The following is a 17,866-nucleotide window of genomic DNA, read 5'->3' as shown; positions in this document are numbered from 1 at the left end:
GCGTTCAGGCCCCCTGCCCAAAAAAATAAAGACCCGACGGGGAATCCTATGACTGACATTAGCCAATCCGGCCCGGTACTGGCCGCGGACGGCACGCCGCTCAAGCGCAGCCTGTCGCGGGCACTGCGGATGCAGAAACTGCGCGCGCTGATGCTGATCGCGCCGCTTTTGCTGTTCATCCTTGTGACCTTCATCCTGCCGGTTGCCGACATGCTGTTCCGCTCGGTGGAGAACCGGATCGTTCAGGACACGCTGCCCCAAACGGTCGAAGCGCTGGCAGACTGGGATCCCGCGTCAGGCCAACTGCCTGAAGAGGCCGTGTTTGCGGCTATGGCCGCTGACCTGCAGGTCGCCGCCGAACAGAAAACCCACACCAAGGTCGCCAAGCGCCTGAACTACGAAAATCCGGGCCTGTCGTCGGTGTTCCGCAAGTCCGGGCGCAAGGTCAAGAAATGGGACCTCGCCACCGACGGCCCGTTCCGCGAAAAGCTGATCGACATCGACGACGGCTGGGGCGACATTGAGCTGTGGCGCACCATCAAGACCTATTCCGGCACCTTCACTTCCGGCTACTTCCTGAACGCCGTTGATATGCAACTGGGCGCGGAAGGCCCGGAAATCCGGCCCGAGAACGAGCGGATCTACAACACCATGCTGGTCCGCACCATGCGGATGTCCCTGATCATTACCTTCAGTTGCATTCTGCTGGGCTATCCGGTGGCCTGGATTCTGGCCAACCTGCCGGCACGCAAGGCGAACCTGCTGCTGATCCTGGTGCTGCTGCCGTTCTGGACCTCCCTGCTGGTGCGGACCTCCGCCTGGAAAATTCTGCTGCAGCAGCAGGGCGTGATCAACGACACCCTTGTCTGGATCGGCATTGTGGATGATGCCAACCGATTGGTTCTGATCAACAACGAGCTCGGCACCATCATCGCAATGACTCACATCCTGCTGCCGTTCATGATCCTGCCGATGTACTCGGTGATGCAGACGATCAACCCGTCCTACCTGCGCGCCGCCAAATCGCTGGGCGCAACCGACTGGACAGCCTTCTGGCGGGTCTATTTCCCGCAGACCGTGCCGGGCATCGGCGCAGGCTCGATCCTCGTCTTCATCCTTGCCGTGGGCTACTACATCACCCCGGCCCTGGTCGGTGGCACCAAAGGCACCTTCATCTCCAACCTGATTGCCTACCACATCTCGACCTCCGGCAACTGGGGCCTGGGTGCGGCGTTGGGTGCAATCCTTCTGGCGGTCGTCCTGCTCCTCTACTGGGTCTACGACAAGGTCGTCGGCATCGACAACGTTAAGCTGGGATAACCGATATGAGCGCACTTCCTCCTTATGCGACCGTTGGCCAGCGCACCTGGCACTACACTTTCCGGGTGATCTGCGGTCTGGTCTTCTTCTTCCTGATCGCACCGATCGTGGTGATTATCCCGCTCAGCTTCAACGCGCAGGACTTCTTCACCTTCACGCCGGAGATGCTGCGGCTGGACCCGGAAGGCTACTCGCTGAAGCACTACCGCGATTTCTTCAACAATGACTCCTGGCAGTCTGCGATGTGGAACTCGCTCAAGATCGCGCCGATGGCCACCATCGTCTCGGTCACCTTCGGCACGCTGGCCGCCATCGGCCTCAGCCAGCCGCATGTGCCGTTCCGCCGGGCGATTATGGCGATTCTGATTTCGCCGATGATCGTGCCGCTGATCATCTCCGCGGCCGGCATGTACTTCTTCTACAGCCGCATCGGCCTGCAGGGGACCTACATCGGCGTGGTTCTGGCGCATGCCGCTCTGGGCATCCCCTTCGTGATCATCACGGTGACGGCGACGCTGGTGGGCTTTGACCGCTCGCTGACCCGCGCCGCGGCCAACATGGGCGCTGATCCGGTGACCACCTTCTTCCGGGTGCAGATGCCGCTGATCCTGCCGGGGGTGATCTCGGGCGGTCTGTTCGCCTTCATCACGTCCTTCGACGAAGTGGTTGTGGTACTGTTTGTCGGCTCGGCCGGACAGAAAACGCTGCCCTGGCAGATGTTCATCGGCCTGCGCGAGCAGATCTCGCCGACCATCCTGGCGGTGGCGACGATCCTGGTTGCAATCTCCATCATGCTGCTGGCCACGGTCGAAATGCTGCGCCGCCGCTCCGAGCGCCTGCGCGGGATGTCTCCCAGTTAATCCGCGCCAGCACTGCCGGAAACAGAAAGGCCCCGCGCTGCGGGGCCTTTTTCTTGTTCATCGGGCCAAGAGGGGGCTGGCCTCTTCCAGCTCGTGTTACCGCAGCCGCTGCAGCAGCCGTAAGGAAGCATAGCCATCCGGTGTCAGTCCGTTTGCCACTTGATAGGCGCGCACCGCCCCGATAGTTTTGGGCCCGATCTTGCCGTCGATACCGTCGGTGCCGAACCCGGCGCTGGTCAACCGCCTTTGCATCTCTTCCCGTTCGGACAACGTCAGCGCCCGGTCACCGCGCGGCCAATTCGCCTTGATCGGCGAACCGCCCTTGATCCGGTCAGCCAGATGCCCGACCCCGATCACATAGGCATCCGCTGTGTTGTAGCGTTCCAGCACAGCGAAGTTTTGGAATATCATGAAGGCCGCGCCCTCACTGCCCGCAGGCAGCAGGATTGCGGCGGGCCCGTGATCCTTCACCGCACGCCCATCCAGCCCTTTAATGCCGAGCGCTGCCCATTCTGCCGGCGGTTTCTCGATGTCGCGATCAGCCAGAGTGTAATCAAACCCCTTGGGCAGGGTCACTTCCACCCCCCAGGGCTGGCCTTTTACCCAGCCGAACTGCTTTAGGTAGGCCGCAGTTGAAGCAAGCGCATCAGCCGGGTTGTCCGACCAGATATCCCGCTTGCCGTCGCCTGTGAAATCCACTGCGTAGTCCAAGTATGATGTTGGAATGAACTGGGTATGCCCCATTGCCCCGGCCCAGCTGCCGGTCATGCTGCGGGCGGCGACATCACCCGCCTGCAGGATCTTCAGCGCGGCAACCAGCTGCCCCTCAAAGAACGCGCCGCGCCGCCCGTCAAAAGCCAGCGTTGCCAGGGAGCGGATCACATCCATCTTGCCGCGGAAGGTGCCAAAGCTGCTTTCCAGCCCCCAGATCGCGACCACGATTTCTTTCTCGACACCGTATTTGGCCTCAATCTGATCCAGACGTGCCCGCTGGTTGCGCAGCGCCGCCTTGCCGTTCTTCACCCGCAGCTCTGAGGCGGCGCTGTCCAGGTAATCCCAGATCGTCTTGGTAAACTCCGATTGGTTGCGGTCGCGCCGGATCACTTCGGGATCGTAGCGCACCCCGGCAAAGGCGCTGTCCAGCACAGAGGCGCTGATGCCCTGCGCCAAGGCGCGGTCTTTGAGCTCTGAAATCCAGCCTATGAAGTTCAGCTCCGCCGCCGCCAGTTCCTCCGCGGCATTCTGAAGCGAAACCGGTCTGGCGACCGGTCTTATGGTTGTGGCCGAAGCCAGCTGATAGCTTTCACCTTGCCTCTCCTGCTTCGCGGCCCCGGGCCGCTCGGCAGGCCTCAAGGAGTTGTCCGGCGCGGCCTCTGCCGCCATTGCACTGCCTGCCACCAGCGATACAGCTACCCATTTGCGCATGATGCACCTCGTTATTCACTGCCCAGCTCCAGTTTAGCGGCAGCGCGAACCGGGTAAAGAGGTCACTACTGGCGTGTGCGGGGTGCCGCCTGCCTGGCCTACTGACGATGCTCTTGCCGGTGCTCCTGGCGCATCTGTTCCAAGGCCTCCCGCAGCATTGGCACCCGGTGCGGGCGGAAGCTCTGCTCCGTCACTTCCAATCCGCGCATCCGGTCCAGCCTGAACACCCGCACGGCTTCACGCAGGCAGCACCAGGCGATCAGCACGGTGGAGCGGTCAAAATACACGACGCTCAGCGGTTTCACCTGCCGTTCGGTTACCGCGCCGTACCCGTCAGTGTAGCCAAACCGCACCTCCACCTCGTCCCAGGCTGCCTGGCGCAGGTCTTGTGCAGGGATTGCTGGAGGAATCGGGCGTTCGAACCGGTAGGGCGCCAGCACCGCATGGCGCAGCCTGTGCGCTTGCCGCGGCGGCAGCCGCGCCTGCAGTTTGCGCAAGGCTTCTGAGGCCGCGGTGGCCAGCTCCGGGTCGCCGATCAGCTCCACTTCCCGCAGGCCCAGCACCAGCGCTTCCAGCTCGGTGTCGCGGAAGCCCATCGGCGGCAGCGCATTGTCTTCTATCAGGGTAAAACCGTATCCCGCCTCGCCATCAATCACCGCCCCCATCTCGCGCAGGGTGGCGATATCGCGGTGGATACTGCGGGCCGACACTCCCAGTTCCTCCCCCAGCCGCGCAGCGGTATGCGGGCCGGGCCCCAGGCGCAGGGCCTGCATCAGCTGAAAGAGGCGGTGTGTTCGGGACATAGCCTATTCTCTCTACGCCTGATGACAGTTTTTGTCACCATGAAGATCTAGGCTGCCCGCAGCCCGAAACAACTGGAGCCTCCCATGCTGACCCTTCTGACCTATCCCTGCAACGGCGCCGTCTTCAGCCTCAGCCCGTTTTGCGTCAAAGCGGCTCTGTTACTGGCCTTTTCCGGCCAAACCTGGACCCGTGAAGACCTGAACGACCCCCGCGGGATGCCGCACCGCAAGCTGCCGGTGTTGCGCACCCCCCGCGGTCTGGTGCCGGACAGCAGCGCCATCCGCGCCTGGCTGGAGCAGCAGGGCACTGACTTCGACGCGGCTCTCGGCGCGCGGGACCGGGCCCAGGCGCAGATGCTGATCCGGATGGCGGAGGACACGCTCTATTTCCACGTGGTGCGCGACCGCTGGGACAATGACGCGGTCTGGCCTACGATTCGCGACAAGTATTTTCATGAGATACCTGCATTGATCCGACGCCCGGTAGCCGGCGCCATTCGCCGCTCTGTGCACAAAGGGCTGATTTTCCAGGGAACCGGGCGGTTCAGCGATGAAGAACGCAGCCAGCGCGCTGACCAGGATCTGCGGGCCATCACGGCATTGCTGAACGGGCAGGATTTCCTGTTTGGATCGCAGATCTCCAGCGCGGATTTCAGTGTCGCTTCCATGCTGCAGGCAATGACAACGACACCTGTGCGTACCGTGTTGGTGCGGCGTGTTCTCGACGACGCGGTGCTGAAAGCTTACGTTAACCGTGTGTTCGAAACGGTTCCCCTGCCATGAAACCTGATTTTGCCACCCCGGAGATCGAGGCCGCTTTTGCGGTCTCTGACCCGCTGGCGCGGGAAGGCATGCTGCGGCTCCGGCAGCTGATTTTTGATACCGCCGCTGAAACACCGGAAGCCGGGCGGGTGGAGGAAGTGCTGCGCTGGGGCCAGCCATCCTACATCACGACTGAGACCAAGGCGGGGTCCACCGTCCGGCTGGGGGTGCCGAAGGGCGCGCGCTTTGCGCTCTTTGTGCATTGCCAAAGCCGCCTGATCCCGGAGTTTGCCGCGGCCTTCCCGGCCTGGGACCGGTTCGAAGGCACCCGCGCGGTGCTGTTCGACGATCCGCAGCAAGTGGAGCCGCTCCGCCACGGCTGGCTGATCAAACGGGCGCTGACTTACAAGATCCGCGCACCGCTGGATATTCCGGCGTAGGAGAACACCAGCCTGTCCCTGCAGGGACAGGCGTCTATTTCCGCCGCTTGCGTTCCACCTTACGCTTCACCTTGGCGGCCTTGTGCTTGGACTTGGCCGCCTTCCGCTTCACCGTGCGGCCAGCCGGGCTGCGGCGGCCGCGCGGGCCTCCGCCAGCGGGGATCGGCATTTCGTCCAGCGCCAGCAGCTCCAGCTCCAGCCCGCCGGTGACAGGTGCGGCTTGGGTCAGCCGCACCGTCACCCGCTGTCCAATCGTTAGGGTCATGCCAGTGTCCGCCCCGGTCAGCGTCCCGGCCTGGGCGTCAAAATGAAAGAACTCGCGCCCGATGGACCGCACCGGCACCAAACCATCGGCACCGGTCTCGTCCAGCTTCACAAAGGCGCCGAAGCGGGCAATGCCGCTGATCCGGCCTTCGAACTCATTACCGACCCGTTCGCTGAGATAGGAGGCCAGGTAACGGTCCGTTGTGTCCCGCTCCGCAATCATCGAGCGCCGCTCGGTATCCGAGATATGGGTGGCTGTATCTTCCAGCCGCTCGATCTGGGCCTCATCCAGCCCGTCATCCCCCCAGCCGTGCGAGGAGATCAGCGACCGGTGCACGATCAGGTCGGCATAACGGCGGATCGGTGAGGTGAAATGCGCGTAGTTCCTGAGCGCCAGTCCGAAATGCCCGAAGTTCTCCGGGTTGTAGTATGCCTGCTGCATCGAGCGCAGGGTGGAGATGTTGATCAGCTCTGCATCATCTGTGCCCGCCGCTTGGTTCAGCAGCGCATTCAAGTGCCGGGTTTGCAGAACCTGACCCTTGGCCAGGCTGAGGCCCGCAGCCTGTGCGGTCTCGCGCAAGCTTTCCAGCTTCTCCTGCGCCGGCTCCTCATGTACCCGGAACAACAGCGGCGAGCGTTTCTTGATCAGCGTCTCCGCGGCGGCGACATTGGCGAGGATCATGAACTCCTCGATCAGCTTGTGCGCGTCCAGCCGGTCACGGAAGGCAACCGAGGTCACATTGCCATCCTCATCCAGCACGATCTTGCGCTCGGGCAGGTCCAGATCCAGCGGCTCGCGGGCGGCCCTTGCCCTTGTTAGAGCCTTATATGCTGCAAACAGCGGCGTGATCACATCGTCCAGCAGCGGCGCGGTCTTGTCGTTCGTATTGCCGTCCTGCGCCTCCTGGACCTCGGCATAATTCAGCGAGGCCACAGATTGCATCAGCCCGCGCACGAATTTGTGCGCCAGCTTGTTGCCTTCTGCATCCACCTGCATCCGCACCGCGATACAGGCCCGCGGCACACCCTCGTGCAGGCTGCACAGGTCACCCGACAGCCGGTCCGGCAGCATCGGCACCACCCGGTCTGGGAAATAGCTGGAGTTGCCGCGCTTCTTCGCCTCGCGGTCCAATGCTGAGCCGGGGCGCACATAGGCGGCGACATCGGCAATTGCTACCCAGATCACATGGCCGCCGGGGTTCTTCGGGTCGTCGTCGGCGTGGGCATAACACGCGTCGTCATGATCGCGCGCGTCCGCCGGGTCAATGGTGACCAGCGGCAGTTCGCGCAGGTCCTCGCGGCCCTTCAGGCCCACCGGCTTGGCGGCATCGGCCTCTGCCATCACAGGATCGGGGAAGTGGTCTGGAATGCCGTGCTGGTGAATGGCGATCAGCGACACTGCCTTGGGCGCCGTCGGGTCGCCCAGCCGTTCCACGATGCGCGCACGCGGCAGGCCCATGCGGCCCTTGGGGCCGGCCTGCTCGGCCTCGACCAGTTCGCCGTCCCGGGCGCCGTTGATGGCGTCCGGCGCCACCATCCATTCATTCGACGCAGCCTTGTCGATCGGCACGATCCGCCCACCCTCGGATCCTTTGCGGAAGATGCCCAGCACCCGCTTGGGGTTTGTTCCGATCCGGCGGATCAGGCGCGCCTCGTAATTGTGATCCTGATCCGGGACCATCTGCAGCTTCACCAGGATCTTGTCGCCCTCTCCCAGTGCCGAGTCCGACGCCTTGGTCAGGATCAGGATGATGGGTTCAACGCCTTCGCCATGCCATTCCAGCGGCCGTCCGTACAGGTCGCCGTCCTCGTTCGGCGCCTTCACCTGCAGCACTGTCACCGGCGGCAGCTGGTCCGGGTCGCGGTAGGTCTTCTTGCGCTTTTGCAAATGCCCTTCGGCCTCCAGCTCCTTGAGGATGCGCTTGAGGTCGATGCGATCGGCGCCCTTGATGCCAAAGGCCTTGGCGATGTCGCGCTTGGAGGTATGGGTCGGGTTGGCGGAGATCCAGTCGAGGATTTCGGCTTTGGAGGGAATACGGCTCATACTTCCCGCGTAGCATGGCGCGGGGGCGGCGTCATGGTGAAAAGCGAAGCGTCACCACCGCGGCAGATCCGCGGCGGTGTCGACATCCCGCAGGGTATCGGTCAGCGCTATGCGCCAGCCGGGCAGGGTTTGCAGCGTGTCGGCAAGGGCGTGTTCAGTGGACCAGCGGACGTTCTCGAACATGTCCTGCGGCAGGCGGGAGGGATGTTTGGCGCCGACCAGCCAATAGCCGCCGTCCGCTGCCGGACCGAACACCGCGTCATGATCGCCAAGGGCTGCAAAGGCGCGGGTGATATGGGCCCGGGTGATACCGGGGATGTCGGCGCCGATGAGGCAGACTGGACAGGTCACGGATTGAAGCATCCGTTTCATCCGCTGTCCAAGATCGCCATTGCCCTGAGGCAGGCGTGCCAGGTCCGCTGGCCAGTATTTGGAACTCACCGCATTGTCCGGCGCGACAGCCAGCACAATCTGCCAGCGCGGGTCCCGCAGGGACCGGATCAGCCGGGCGGACTGATGCCGGAACCACCAGGTGGCGGGGATCACACCGATATCCCGTCCCAGCCGGGTTTTGACCCGGCCCGGGCGCGGTTCCTTAACCATGATGATCAGGGTGCGTTTCACGTGAAATCGCGCACCATGTCCCGGTGGTCGATACCCGCATCGTCATAGTCCGGGCCAAAGGCGGTGAAGCCGAGCTTCTCGTAAAACCCGACGGCGTGCAGCTGCGCGCCCAATTTCGCTCTGGCAATGCCGGGGATGGCCTGCGCTGTTCCCATGGCCGCCTCGATCAGCTTGGCACCCAACCCGGTGCCGCGGGTGGAGGGCAGCACGCAAACCCGGCCGATTTTGGCGGTATCACCTTTGAACACAATCCGTGCCGTGCCCACCGGGACGCCGTCCTGCACCGCCAGCAGGTGCGTGGCAGTGGCGTCCAGCGCATCCTGTTCCTCCTCCAGCGGCACGCCTTGTTCCTCGACAAACACCTGGTGGCGCAGAGCGAAACAGGTCTCCAGATCCTCAGTGACCGAAATGTTCAGGTTCATGCGAAATAGTCCTGCAGAATGCGGGAATAGATGGCTTTCAGTTGGTGGATCTGCGCAACCTCGACCCGCTCATCCACCTGGTGCATGGTCTTGCCGACCAGCCCGAATTCGACCACCGGGCAGAGGTTCTTCACGAACCGCGCATCCGATGTACCGCCCGTTGTCGACAGCTCCGGCTTACGGCCGGTCTCTGCTTCAACTGCTGCTGACACCAGATCAGACAGCGGCCCCGGCGGGGTGATGAAACTCTCGCCGGAGACTTTCACCTTCATACCGATCTTCACGTCAAATTCCGCGGCCACTTTGTCCGCCTCGCCCTGCAGCCAATCCGTCAGGCTGGCGCCGGAATGGGCGTCGTTGAAGCGGATGTTGACGGCAGAGGTGACCTGCGCCGGGATCACGTTGGTTGCTGCGTTTCCGGTGTCGATGGTGACAACGGCCAGGGTGGACGCATCGAAATGCTCGGTCCCCTGGTCCAGCTCATGGCTCGCCAGCCGGTCCATCAGCCGCGCCATTGCGTTCAGCGGGTTATTGGCGCGGTGAGGATATGCCGAATGCCCCTGCACACCGGTCACCGTGAACCATGCCGTCATTGAGCCGCGGCGGCCGATCTTTATCATTTCGCCCATCTCATTGGGGCAGGTCGGCTCGCCCACCAGGCAAACTGACATCTGCTCACCCTCCCGGTCCATATAGTCCAGCAGCGCGGTGGTGCCGTCCACTGCGTCGCCTTCTTCGTCGCCGGTGATGGTCAGAATGATGGCCCCGTCCGGCGGTGTTTCCCGCACGAAGTCCACAGCAGCCGCGGCAAAGGCCGCAACCCCCGATTTCATGTCGGTGGCGCCGCGCCCGTACAGGAAGCCGTCCTGCTCATCCGCACCAAAGGGCGGCATGGTCCAGGCGGCCTCATCCCCCAGCGGCACCACATCGGTGTGGCCGTTGAAGCCGAAGGTTCTGGCGTGGCCCTTGGCGCCCCAGCGGGCAAACAGGTTGGAGACTTCGCCGCGGTCGGTTCGGGTGCAGGTGAAACCAGCCTCGCTCAGCAGTTTTTCCAGCAGCACCAGCGCGCCGCCTTCTTCCGGCGTGACCGACGGGCAGCGGATCAGATCTGCGGTCAGGCGGGCGGGATCGGTATGCGGCATCGGCGGGCTCCTCAGGTTCCGGTTGGCACAGGCCTAGCGCGGATCGGGACGCGGTGCAATTCACTGGGGCTGCCGTAAATGCGGCTTTAGAGCAGCGGTTTTGAATGGAGCTGAGAAGTGCCTGACGAGAAGCGCGGATTTTTGATTTCATCACACCCCAGGCAGAAAACCCCGGGAGGAGAAGCGCCGCAATTGCGGGGCGCTAACAATAGACTCACGGGCCGCACACCCGCCGCAGCAGGTCCGCCAGTGCTGCTGAGCCGGCCGCACGGCGGGCGGTCTGACACAGATGCAACCGCATTTTCGGCTTCCACGGCCAAGGCGCTTGCGTGAAAACCGCGATCCGCCTAAGGACGTTGAAACCCTTTCAGAGGCCAACCCGAGCGTTTCCGTGTCGTATCTCCGCCTGATTCCTGCTGTCCTCTTTCTTTTTTGGGGGCAAATGCTGCCGGCGCAGGTGCTGACGGTCAATACTGTCACCCGGCCGCCGTTTTCCATGCTGGAAGAAGGGCGCGACACCGGGTTCTCATTGGAACTGTTCAAGATCCTGGCAGAGCGTCTGGATTGGGATTACCGCATCAACCGCACCGGCAGTTTTGCGGACATGCTGGAAGGTGTCCGCAGCGGCGAGGCAGACCTGGCCGCCGCCAATATCTCGATCACCGCTTCGCGCGAGATTCAGATGGACTTCAGCCATCCGATCTTTGAAAGCGGGCTGCAGATCATGGTGCAGGCCGATGACATTCGCGAACCGTCGCTTCTGCGGGCGCTGCTGTCCTGGGACCTGGCCGCGGCCATCGGCATCGCCTTTCTGCTGCTGTTCGGCGGCGGCATGATGATGTGGACCTTTGAACGCCGCGCCCAGCCCTATTTCGACCGCCCCCTTAACGAGGCCTGGTTTCCCTCCTTCTGGTGGGCTCTGAACCTGGTTGTGAACGGCGGCTTCGAGGAACGGGTGCCGCGCACGCCCGTCGGACGCATGTTCGGCGTGGTGCTGGTTGTCTCATCGCTGTTTATCGTCTCGATCTTCGTCGCCAAGATCACTGCGGTGATGACGGTGGAGGCGATCAGCGGTTCTGTGAATTCGGTGAATGATCTTTATGGCAGATCGGTCGGCACCATCGGCGGCTCAACCGCAGCCGGTTTCCTGGACCGGCGCGAGATCGACTACGCAGCCTTCTCCGGGCTGGAGGAGATGATTGCTGCGTTCGAGGCGTCTGAAATCAAGGCGGTGGTCTTCGACGCGCCGGTGCTGAACTTTTACGAGCAGCAAGGCGGGCACAAATTCGGCCAGACCATCGGACAGCCGTTCCTGCGGGAAAACTACGGGCTGGTGTTTCCGGCTGGTTCACCGCTGGTGGAAGAGGTCAACCAGGCGCTGCTGACGATGCAGGAGGACGGCAGCTATGACGCCCTCTACCGCAAGTGGTTCGGCAGCCAGAAATGACGCCGACCCTCAGTGATATACCGGTTCTTCGCCGTCGAAGAACGGTGTCATCTGCGCGACAATCACCGCGTTCTCTTCCAGCGCCCGCTGCATCAGATCGCGCTCCTCGTCACCGATTTCATGGCCTTCGGCCTCGCGCTCTTCCAGCGTGCCGTATCCAGTGACATCCAGCGGCGCGGTGTCGGCCTGTTTGAGAATCGCCACGGTTTCCCGCACCGCCTCTGCTTCGTCAATGCCCGAGGCATAGATCATCAGCGCCGCGCCGGTGGCGCCGTCGGGCAGGCCGTCGCCGTCCTTGCGGCCGATCTGGACAAGCAGGGTATAGACTTGCTGGCGGGAGGGTTTCTTCTTTTCCATGCCGCCGCCATAGCGCCGGGGCAGGGGGATGGTCAATCAAATAGCGCGGGCGGCGCGGGCCGGATGAGCGGGAAACGGAAGCCTTGCGGTCTTTTACCATCGGGCTTTATGTCCAAGCTTAATGATTGACCTTAAGGATACCCCGATGCGCATCTCTGCTCTCACCGCCCAGGCAGTGCCCTGGAAGAACGGCGGCGGCGTGACCCGCGAGATGGCCGTGCACGAAGCAGACGGCCGGATGGTCTGGCGCCTCAGTCTGGCGGATATTGCCCGGAGCGGCCCGTTTTCCGCCTTTCCCGGCCTCGCCCGCATCCATTGCGTGGTCGAAGGCGCTGGTCACACCCTGTCAAATGAAAGCATGCGGCTGGAGGCCCGGCCGCTGGAGCCGTTAAGCTTTGATGGCGGAGCGGACTTGCACTGCCGCTTGCGCGACGGGCCCTGCAGGGCGTTCAACGTGATTTATGACCCGGAGCGGGTGACGGCAGACCCCAGGATACTGGCAGACGGCACGGTTCCGGATGCTGCAGGCTGGCTAGTGCTGTTCGTGGTCTCCGGCAGCCTGGACATGGCAGGCTCAAACCGTCTCGGCCCAGGAGAAGGGATCGTGACAGAAAGCGCCGCCGGCGCGGTGGTCACCGGCGGCGGTGCTGTTATCCAAGTGCGGTTTTTGCCTGTTTAGAGACTGTTCAACAGCTCTTTGACCGCGGTTTTGTAGCCTGCAACCACGCTGTCCCGTGCGATATGCCGGCCCTGCTGCACCACATGGCGGCCGGCACTCCAGACGTCGGTCACAGTGTCATCGCCTGCCACAAAGCAGAGGCCGTCCAGCATCTGCTCCGGTTTCAACGCGCAAAGAGCGGGCACGCCGCTGTCAATTGCCACCAGATCCGCCAGCGCGCCATCCTCGATCCGCCCGGCATCGCGGCCCAGGGCCTGCGCCCCGCCTTTGGCCGCGCCCAGGTACAGGGTTTCGCCAACCGAGCCCTCGCCCGGCACCAGCACGTTGCGGGCCAGGTCGCGCAGGCGCTGGGAATACTCCAGCGTGCGCAGCTCTTCCGGCAGCGAAATCCGCACGTTAGAGTCGGATCCGACCCCGAAAGCACCGTCATGCGTCAGGTATTCCACCCCGTTGAACGGCCCGTCGCCCAGGTTGGCTTCGGTGATCGGGCAGAGGCCGGCGACTGCGCCGGAGCGGGCCATGCCGACGGTTTCGGAGCTGGTCATATGGGTGGCGTGAATCAGGCACCAGTTGCCATCCACAGGCGTGTTATCCAGCAGCCATTCAACAGGCCGCGCACCCAGCCAGTCGCTGATATCCGCCACTTCCTTGGGCTGTTCGGCGATATGGATGTGCACCGGCAGCCCGTCCTGGATCCGCAGCACTTCCGCCAGATCCTCGGCGCAGGTGGCGCGCAGCGAATGCGGCGCGATGCCGACGCGGGCATCTTCGGGCAAGTCCCGTGGGGCAATGTCCCGGGCGCGGGTTACGAGCTCTGAGAATTCCGCTACCGAGTTGCAAAAACGCTGCTGGCCCCCGTTTAGTGTCTGTTTCCCGGCCCCGCCGTAGGTGTAAAGCACCGGCAGATGGGTGAGACCGATGCCGGTCTGGCTGGCAGCGGCAAACACCCGTTCGCTGAGCTCCGTCATGGACCCGAAATGCGCACCGCCCGGCTGGTGGTGGACATAGTGGAACTCTCCCACCGAGGCATAACCGGCCTCCAGCATCTCCATGAACACCAGCGCTGCAATGGCCTCGTACTGCTCAGGCGTGATGCGGTCCATGAAACGGTACATCAGCTCGCGCCAGGTCCAGAAGCTGTCCTTGCCGGCCGCGCGGTATTCGGTCATGCCGGCCATGGCGCGCTGGAAGCTGTGGGAGTGCAGGTTGCCCAGCGACGGCAGCAGCACGTCCACCCGTGCGTCCTCAGGCTTTGGTCCGGTCCCGGTTTCGATGGAAGAAATCCGGCCGTTAACAACCGTCAGCCGGAGGTTCTCAACCCATCCCTGGGGCAGGCGGGCGCGCTGGGCAAATATGGTCTGCATCTGACTCTCTTATGTGTAGATGTAATACCATTAGCGCCATGTTTATTTTGCGGCAAGAGTTTTACTCAGGAGAGGAAGCAGCCCAACAAAAAACGCGCCCGTGCAGGGCGCGTTCAATGGGCTGGCGTTGCCGTGCGGATCAGTCGCGCAGCAGCTCGTTGATGCCGGTCTTGGAGCGGGTTTTTTCGTCCACCCGCTTCACGATCACCGCGCAGTAGAGGCTAATGTTGTTCTTCGACGGCATCGAGCCGGCCACAACCACCGAGTAGGGCGGCACTTCGCCGTACATCACTTCGCCGGTTTCGCGGTCGACGATCTTGGTCGACTTGCCGATGAACACGCCCATGCCCAGGACCGAGCCTTCGCGCACGATGCAGCCTTCGACCACCTCGGAACGGGCGCCGATGAAGCAGTTGTCCTCAATGATGGTCGGGCCTGCCTGCATCGGTTCCAGCACGCCGCCGATGCCGACGCCGCCCGACAGGTGCACGTTCTTGCCGATCTGGGCGCAGGAGCCGACGGTGGCCCAGGTGTCGACCATGGTGCCCTCATCGACATAGGCGCCGAGGTTCACGAAAGAGGGCATCAGCACCGCACCGGGCGCGATATAGGCGGATTTGCGGACGACGCAGTTCGGCACTGCGCGGAAGCCTGCGGATTTCCAGTCAGCTTCGCCCCAGCCGGCAAACTTGCTGTCGACCTTGTCCCACCAGCCGCCGGCCTGCGGGCCGCCTTCGTGGATTTCCATGTCCTTGATGCGAAAGCCCAGCAGCACCGCTTTCTTGGCCCACTGGTTCACATGCCAGTCGCCGTTCTCCAGCTTTTCGGCCACCCGCAGCTGACCGGAGTCGAGCGCGTTCAGGGTGTCTTCGATGGCTTCACGCTGCTCGCCGGTGGTGGCGGGGGTGATGGTGTCGCGCGCCTCCCAGGCGGCTTCGATCGCTGCTTCCAGCTGGGCGTTGGACATGGGTGTTCCTCCGGCATCGGTTAGATTCGCAGCTTCATACCGGCAAACCGCCCGCAGGTCATGTCCGGATTGCGTCCAAAATGCCGCGCCTGACGGCGTTTTGCCCGCTGCCTGGGGCCGTCAGCGCACCCGGCGCAGGTGGCGGCGCAGAATCTCGCAGGCTCCGGCGGCATCGCGCCGGGCCATTGCTTGAACGATGGCGGCATGGTCCGCATCCACGCGGCGGTTCCATTGGTGCTGCCAGTTGGCAAACAGGTGGCGCGCAGCGGCAATATGCAGGTCGTCGATGGACGCAAGCAGCCGGGGCATTGCGCAGGGTGCCAGGATCACGTGGTGAAAGGCGCGGTTGAGCCGTTCCCAGCTGGCCATGTCCTCAGCAGCATCGCAGGCCAGGCGGGCGGCGTCGGCGGCTTCTATGTCCTCCGCTGTCAGGCGGGGGAAGGCGTGGGTCAGGGCCAGAACCTCCAGCGCCACCCGCATCTCAATCACCTCGCGGATCTCGGCGGGGTTCAGTGCGCTGACCCTTGTGCCGCGCCGCGGTTCGGACACCGCCAGCCCGTGCGCCTCCAGCCGCAACAGCGCTTCGCGCACCGGCACATGGCTGGCTTCGAACTCGCGCGCGATATGATCCTGGCGCAGCTTTTCGCCAGCCGGAAGCGCACCGGTGATGATGCGCTCGCTCAAGCTCTGATAGATCGTATCGGCGATAGTTGCGGACATGCTATTCCGATAGGGCCGCCTGCGCTTTCCCGCAAGAGTTATCCCAGCGGATCCGGAGCGATGTTGCCGCCGCAGACCAGGACCGCAACGCGTTCACCCGGCTCCGGCCGGTAGGCACCGCACATCATCGCTGCCAGCGCGGTGGCGCCTGCAGGCTCTACCAGGATCCGGCGTTCGCGCCACAGGGCGGTCTGAGCCTGCGTGATAGCGCTGTCCGGAACGGTGAGGGAGGTGATGCCCTGCGCCGCGGCCAGTTCAAAGCAGATGCCGCCGATCCGCTTGGCACCCAGCGCGTTGGCGGCAACGCCGGAGACTTCCACATCCACTGGCTGCCCGGCCGCCAGTGCCGCATTCAGCGCGCAGGAAGTTTTCGGCTCCACCGCGACGATTTTCCTAACCCCTTGGAACCAGGCCAGTGCGCCGCCGATCAGCCCGCCGCCGCCCACCGCAATCAGCAAGGTATCAGCCTCCAGCCCCTGGGCCTGCCATTCGGCAAAGCAGGTGCCTTGACCGGCCACGGTGGCGGGGGCGTCATAGGCGTGAACCTGCATGGCCCCGGTTTCCTGCTCATAGGCCTGCGCCTGCTCCAGCGCGTTGGCATAGGCGCCGGGCACCACCTGCAGATCGGCGCCGGTGCGCTCGATCAGCGAAATCTTGGCGGGGCCGGCCATCTCCGGCACATAGATCCTCGCCCTGTGGCCCAGCTGATGCGCGGCAAAGGCCGCCGCGGCACCGTGGTTGCCGCCGGAGGCCGCGACCAGGCCGGCCGCGGGCACCTCCTGGCACAGCAGCGTGTTGAAGGCGCCGCGGGCCTTGAAGCTTCCGGTGTGCTGCATGTGCTCCAGTTTCAGCTCCACAGGGAACTCCAGTCCGAAGCCCTGCGTCTGCATCACCGGAGTGCGCTGCACATGGGGGCGGATGCGCTCTGCCGCTGCGGTGATTTCACTCTGCCAGTCCATGCGCTGCCCTCCTGCCTGCTGCGCCGGAACCTTAGCCGCACAGGGTCCGGGTGCAAGCGGAACGGCGCGTTCTGATGCATTCTTGATTGGCGCTAACAGCCAAGGACGGTTACAAAGGAAGTCCTGTTATTTTTTACCTGGATTGCCCATGACCGAAGACCGCCACAGCCGTTTCAGCGATGCCCATACCGACCGGAACCGGGCAGAGCATGTGCCCGCCACGCCGCAAACACGGTCACCTGCCTACCGTCTGGCTTTTGCCGACCAGGATTTCATGTACCGGGAAGAGCTGCGCCCGGTGCGGCTGCAGCTGGAACTCCTGAAACCGGAGCTGATGCTGAACGAGCATGGCATCGAAAGCACGATCGTCATGTTCGGAGGCGCCCGCATCCCGGACCCCGCTCACAAGGAGAAGGCGCGCACGCAGACTCTGGCGGATCTTTCGCATTTCTATGACGAAGCGCGCGAATTTGCCCGGCTGATGACTGAAAAGTCGAAGCAAAGCGGCGGCCGTCAAAATGTTGTGGTCACCGGCGGCGGACCCGGCGTGATGGAGGCAGGCAACCGCGGCGCGCAGGATGCCGGCGGCCATTCCATCGGCCTGTCAATCGTGCTGCCGCATGAGCAGGCGCCCAACGGCTATGTGACCCCGGACCTCAGCTTCAATTTCCACTACTTCGCGATCCGTAAAATGCATTTCCTGATGCGGGCGCGGGCGATCACCGTGTTCCCGGGCGGTTTCGGCACCCTGGATGAGCTGTTCGAAAGCCTGACGCTTATTCAGACCGGGCGGATGGAGCGGGTGCCGTTCCTGCTGTTCGGCAAGGAGTTCTGGGACCGGATCATCAACTGGGAGGCACTGGCCGATGCCGGCACCATCTCGGATCAGGATCTGGACCTGTTCCGTGTGGTCGATACCGCGCAGGAAGCTGTGCAGATCATCGATAATTGGGAGCCCGCGCCGCCGCGCGACAGCCTGCCAGGCCGCGAGCGCTGAGCGCAGCGTGAACTGCTGCTGTCGGGATCAGGCGAATTCCGGTGGCAGTCTGCCCACTTCATCTCCGGTTGTCAGCCGGGTGAGGATCTGGGTGCCTTCCACGGTTTTCACTGCATAACCGTAGCCGCGCAGGCGGAATTGCCATTCCCGCGGGCTCAGCGCCTTTTGGCATTCACTGCGGATCAGGTCCAGAACACTGGGGTCAATCGGGGCGGTCTTTCGTTCCATCGGAGCCATCTGCGTTCCCTTCTGAAATTTTGATTGTCCGTA

18 protein-coding genes and 1 pseudogene are annotated in these 17,866 nt (G+C 63.5%); 7 read left to right on the top strand and 12 right to left on the bottom strand.

Annotation, left to right across the window (positions count from 1 at the left end):
* The first annotated feature begins 48 nt into the window (after positions 1 to 48).
* Positions 49 to 1,320, top strand: coding sequence for an ABC transporter permease (locus tag AC58NV_RS14425; RefSeq protein WP_497227748.1), 1,272 nt, complete (start codon positions 49 to 51; stop codon positions 1,318 to 1,320).
* Between the two features lie 14 nt (positions 1,321 to 1,334).
* Positions 1,335 to 2,180: pseudogene (locus AC58NV_RS14420) on the top strand (ABC transporter permease); the annotation flags it as partial.
* Positions 2,181 to 2,276: 96 nt separating this feature from the next.
* Here the strand turns inward: AC58NV_RS14420 and AC58NV_RS14415 are convergent.
* Positions 2,277 to 3,605 carry a lytic murein transglycosylase gene (locus AC58NV_RS14415; RefSeq protein WP_497227747.1) on the bottom strand — a complete coding sequence of 443 codons (1,329 nt, stop codon included), beginning with the start codon at positions 3,603 to 3,605 and terminating at the stop codon, positions 2,277 to 2,279.
* Positions 3,606 to 3,703: 98 nt separating this feature from the next.
* The gene (locus AC58NV_RS14410) at positions 3,704 to 4,408 is read right to left on the bottom strand and encodes a helix-turn-helix transcriptional regulator (RefSeq protein ID WP_497227746.1); all 705 of its coding nucleotides are present in this window, start codon (positions 4,406 to 4,408) and stop codon (positions 3,704 to 3,706) included.
* Between the two features lie 84 nt (positions 4,409 to 4,492).
* Between AC58NV_RS14410 and AC58NV_RS14405 the strand changes: the two genes are divergently transcribed.
* Both AC58NV_RS14405 and AC58NV_RS14400 read left to right on the top strand, forming a co-directional pair.
* Positions 4,493 to 5,191: a glutathione S-transferase family protein gene (locus AC58NV_RS14405; protein WP_497227745.1), complete on the top strand. Its 699-nt coding sequence runs from the start codon at positions 4,493 to 4,495 to the stop codon at positions 5,189 to 5,191.
* Positions 5,188 to 5,610 carry a DUF1801 domain-containing protein gene (locus AC58NV_RS14400; protein WP_497227744.1) on the top strand — a complete coding sequence of 141 codons (423 nt, stop codon included), beginning with the start codon at positions 5,188 to 5,190 and terminating at the stop codon, positions 5,608 to 5,610. The genes AC58NV_RS14405 and AC58NV_RS14400 overlap by 4 nt, the downstream gene beginning before the upstream one ends.
* Before the next feature lie 34 nt (positions 5,611 to 5,644).
* On the opposite strand, the gene rnr is transcribed toward AC58NV_RS14400, so the two are convergent.
* The 4 genes from rnr to dapE are packed head-to-tail and all read right to left on the bottom strand — an operon-like array spanning position 5,645 to position 10,106.
* On the bottom strand, positions 5,645 to 7,918 hold the full coding sequence (rnr, locus tag AC58NV_RS14395; protein ID WP_497227743.1) for a ribonuclease R: 2,274 nt from the start codon (positions 7,916 to 7,918) through the stop codon (positions 5,645 to 5,647).
* A 51-nt stretch (positions 7,919 to 7,969) separates the two neighbouring features.
* Complete coding sequence (locus tag AC58NV_RS14390) at positions 7,970 to 8,542, bottom strand: TIGR04282 family arsenosugar biosynthesis glycosyltransferase (RefSeq protein WP_497227742.1); 573 nt, start codon at positions 8,540 to 8,542, stop codon at positions 7,970 to 7,972.
* Positions 8,539 to 8,964 (bottom strand): GNAT family N-acetyltransferase, encoded by a 426-nt coding sequence (locus tag AC58NV_RS14385; protein ID WP_497227741.1) that lies wholly within the window; start codon positions 8,962 to 8,964, stop codon positions 8,539 to 8,541. Before AC58NV_RS14385 ends, AC58NV_RS14390 begins: the two co-directional genes overlap by 4 nt.
* The gene (gene dapE / locus AC58NV_RS14380) at positions 8,961 to 10,106 is read right to left on the bottom strand and encodes a succinyl-diaminopimelate desuccinylase (protein ID WP_497227740.1); all 1,146 of its coding nucleotides are present in this window, start codon (positions 10,104 to 10,106) and stop codon (positions 8,961 to 8,963) included. Before dapE ends, AC58NV_RS14385 begins: the two co-directional genes overlap by 4 nt.
* A 442-nt stretch (positions 10,107 to 10,548) precedes the next feature.
* On the opposite strand from dapE, the gene AC58NV_RS14375 reads away from it, so the two are divergent.
* A complete protein-coding gene (locus tag AC58NV_RS14375; protein WP_497227739.1) occupies positions 10,549 to 11,553 on the top strand; it encodes a transporter substrate-binding domain-containing protein in 1,005 nt (334 codons plus the stop codon).
* Positions 11,554 to 11,562: 9 nt separating this feature from the next.
* Here AC58NV_RS14375 and AC58NV_RS14370 read toward each other — a convergent pair whose 3' ends face one another.
* Entirely contained in the window at positions 11,563 to 11,910 is a 348-nt protein-coding gene (locus AC58NV_RS14370; protein ID WP_497227738.1) for a DUF8846 family protein, read from the bottom strand.
* Positions 11,911 to 12,055: 145 nt separating this feature from the next.
* Here AC58NV_RS14370 and AC58NV_RS14365 point away from each other — a divergent pair, with 145 nt between their 5' ends.
* Complete coding sequence (locus tag AC58NV_RS14365; RefSeq protein ID WP_497227737.1) at positions 12,056 to 12,589, top strand: HutD/Ves family protein; 534 nt, start codon at positions 12,056 to 12,058, stop codon at positions 12,587 to 12,589.
* Here AC58NV_RS14365 and AC58NV_RS14360 read toward each other — a convergent pair.
* The 4 genes from AC58NV_RS14360 to AC58NV_RS14345 all read right to left on the bottom strand — a co-directional run bounded on the left by AC58NV_RS14360 (position 12,586) and on the right by AC58NV_RS14345 (position 16,599).
* The gene (locus tag AC58NV_RS14360; RefSeq protein ID WP_497227736.1) at positions 12,586 to 13,953 is read right to left on the bottom strand and encodes a formimidoylglutamate deiminase; all 1,368 of its coding nucleotides are present in this window, start codon (positions 13,951 to 13,953) and stop codon (positions 12,586 to 12,588) included. The genes AC58NV_RS14365 and AC58NV_RS14360 overlap by 4 nt on opposite strands.
* Before the next feature lie 139 nt (positions 13,954 to 14,092).
* A complete protein-coding gene (dapD, locus tag AC58NV_RS14355; protein ID WP_174146888.1) occupies positions 14,093 to 14,920 on the bottom strand; it encodes a 2,3,4,5-tetrahydropyridine-2,6-dicarboxylate N-succinyltransferase in 828 nt (275 codons plus the stop codon).
* A gap of 120 nt (positions 14,921 to 15,040) precedes the next feature.
* On the bottom strand, positions 15,041 to 15,640 hold the full coding sequence (locus AC58NV_RS14350; RefSeq protein WP_497227735.1) for a GntR family transcriptional regulator: 600 nt from the start codon (positions 15,638 to 15,640) through the stop codon (positions 15,041 to 15,043).
* A gap of 38 nt (positions 15,641 to 15,678) precedes the next feature.
* Entirely contained in the window at positions 15,679 to 16,599 is a 921-nt protein-coding gene (locus AC58NV_RS14345; RefSeq protein WP_497227734.1) for a threonine/serine dehydratase, read from the bottom strand.
* 148 nt (positions 16,600 to 16,747) lie between these two features.
* Between AC58NV_RS14345 and AC58NV_RS14340 the strand changes: the two genes are divergently transcribed.
* Positions 16,748 to 17,596 carry an LOG family protein gene (locus AC58NV_RS14340; protein ID WP_497227733.1) on the top strand — a complete coding sequence of 283 codons (849 nt, stop codon included), beginning with the start codon at positions 16,748 to 16,750 and terminating at the stop codon, positions 17,594 to 17,596.
* A gap of 27 nt (positions 17,597 to 17,623) precedes the next feature.
* Here AC58NV_RS14340 and AC58NV_RS14335 read toward each other — a convergent pair whose 3' ends face one another.
* Positions 17,624 to 17,824: a hypothetical protein gene (locus AC58NV_RS14335; protein WP_497227732.1), complete on the bottom strand. Its 201-nt coding sequence runs from the start codon at positions 17,822 to 17,824 to the stop codon at positions 17,624 to 17,626.
* Between the last annotated feature and the right edge of the window lie 42 nt (positions 17,825 to 17,866).

This window comes from Leisingera sp. ANG49, assembly GCF_059694505.1.
Note: the sequence above shows the minus strand (reverse complement) of the source record. Positions and strands in the feature narration are given on the sequence as shown.

What these genes read in the sequence shown, in the direction of transcription:
- AC58NV_RS14370 (WP_497227738.1), bottom strand. Translation starts at nt 11,910, where the DNA reads ATGGAAAAGAAGAAACCCTCCCGCCAGCAAGTCTATACCCTGCTTGTC.
- AC58NV_RS14335 (WP_497227732.1), bottom strand. Translation starts at nt 17,824, where the DNA reads ATGGAACGAAAGACCGCCCCGATTGACCCCAGTGTTCTGGACCTGATC.
- AC58NV_RS14365 (WP_497227737.1), top strand. Translation starts at nt 12,056, where the DNA reads ATGCGCATCTCTGCTCTCACCGCCCAGGCAGTGCCCTGGAAGAACGGC.
- dapD (WP_174146888.1), bottom strand. Translation starts at nt 14,920, where the DNA reads ATGTCCAACGCCCAGCTGGAAGCAGCGATCGAAGCCGCCTGGGAGGCG.
- AC58NV_RS14405 (WP_497227745.1), top strand. Translation starts at nt 4,493, where the DNA reads ATGCTGACCCTTCTGACCTATCCCTGCAACGGCGCCGTCTTCAGCCTC.
- AC58NV_RS14350 (WP_497227735.1), bottom strand. Translation starts at nt 15,640, where the DNA reads ATGTCCGCAACTATCGCCGATACGATCTATCAGAGCTTGAGCGAGCGC.
- AC58NV_RS14385 (WP_497227741.1), bottom strand. Translation starts at nt 8,964, where the DNA reads ATGAACCTGAACATTTCGGTCACTGAGGATCTGGAGACCTGTTTCGCT.
- dapE (WP_497227740.1), bottom strand. Translation starts at nt 10,106, where the DNA reads ATGCCGCATACCGATCCCGCCCGCCTGACCGCAGATCTGATCCGCTGC.
- AC58NV_RS14360 (WP_497227736.1), bottom strand. Translation starts at nt 13,953, where the DNA reads ATGCAGACCATATTTGCCCAGCGCGCCCGCCTGCCCCAGGGATGGGTT.
- AC58NV_RS14345 (WP_497227734.1), bottom strand. Translation starts at nt 16,599, where the DNA reads ATGGACTGGCAGAGTGAAATCACCGCAGCGGCAGAGCGCATCCGCCCC.
- AC58NV_RS14400 (WP_497227744.1), top strand. Translation starts at nt 5,188, where the DNA reads ATGAAACCTGATTTTGCCACCCCGGAGATCGAGGCCGCTTTTGCGGTC.
- AC58NV_RS14375 (WP_497227739.1), top strand. Translation starts at nt 10,549, where the DNA reads ATGCTGCCGGCGCAGGTGCTGACGGTCAATACTGTCACCCGGCCGCCG.
- AC58NV_RS14340 (WP_497227733.1), top strand. Translation starts at nt 16,748, where the DNA reads ATGACCGAAGACCGCCACAGCCGTTTCAGCGATGCCCATACCGACCGG.
- AC58NV_RS14425 (WP_497227748.1), top strand. Translation starts at nt 49, where the DNA reads ATGACTGACATTAGCCAATCCGGCCCGGTACTGGCCGCGGACGGCACG.
- AC58NV_RS14415 (WP_497227747.1), bottom strand. Translation starts at nt 3,605, where the DNA reads ATGCGCAAATGGGTAGCTGTATCGCTGGTGGCAGGCAGTGCAATGGCG.
- AC58NV_RS14410 (WP_497227746.1), bottom strand. Translation starts at nt 4,408, where the DNA reads ATGTCCCGAACACACCGCCTCTTTCAGCTGATGCAGGCCCTGCGCCTG.
- rnr (WP_497227743.1), bottom strand. Translation starts at nt 7,918, where the DNA reads ATGAGCCGTATTCCCTCCAAAGCCGAAATCCTCGACTGGATCTCCGCC.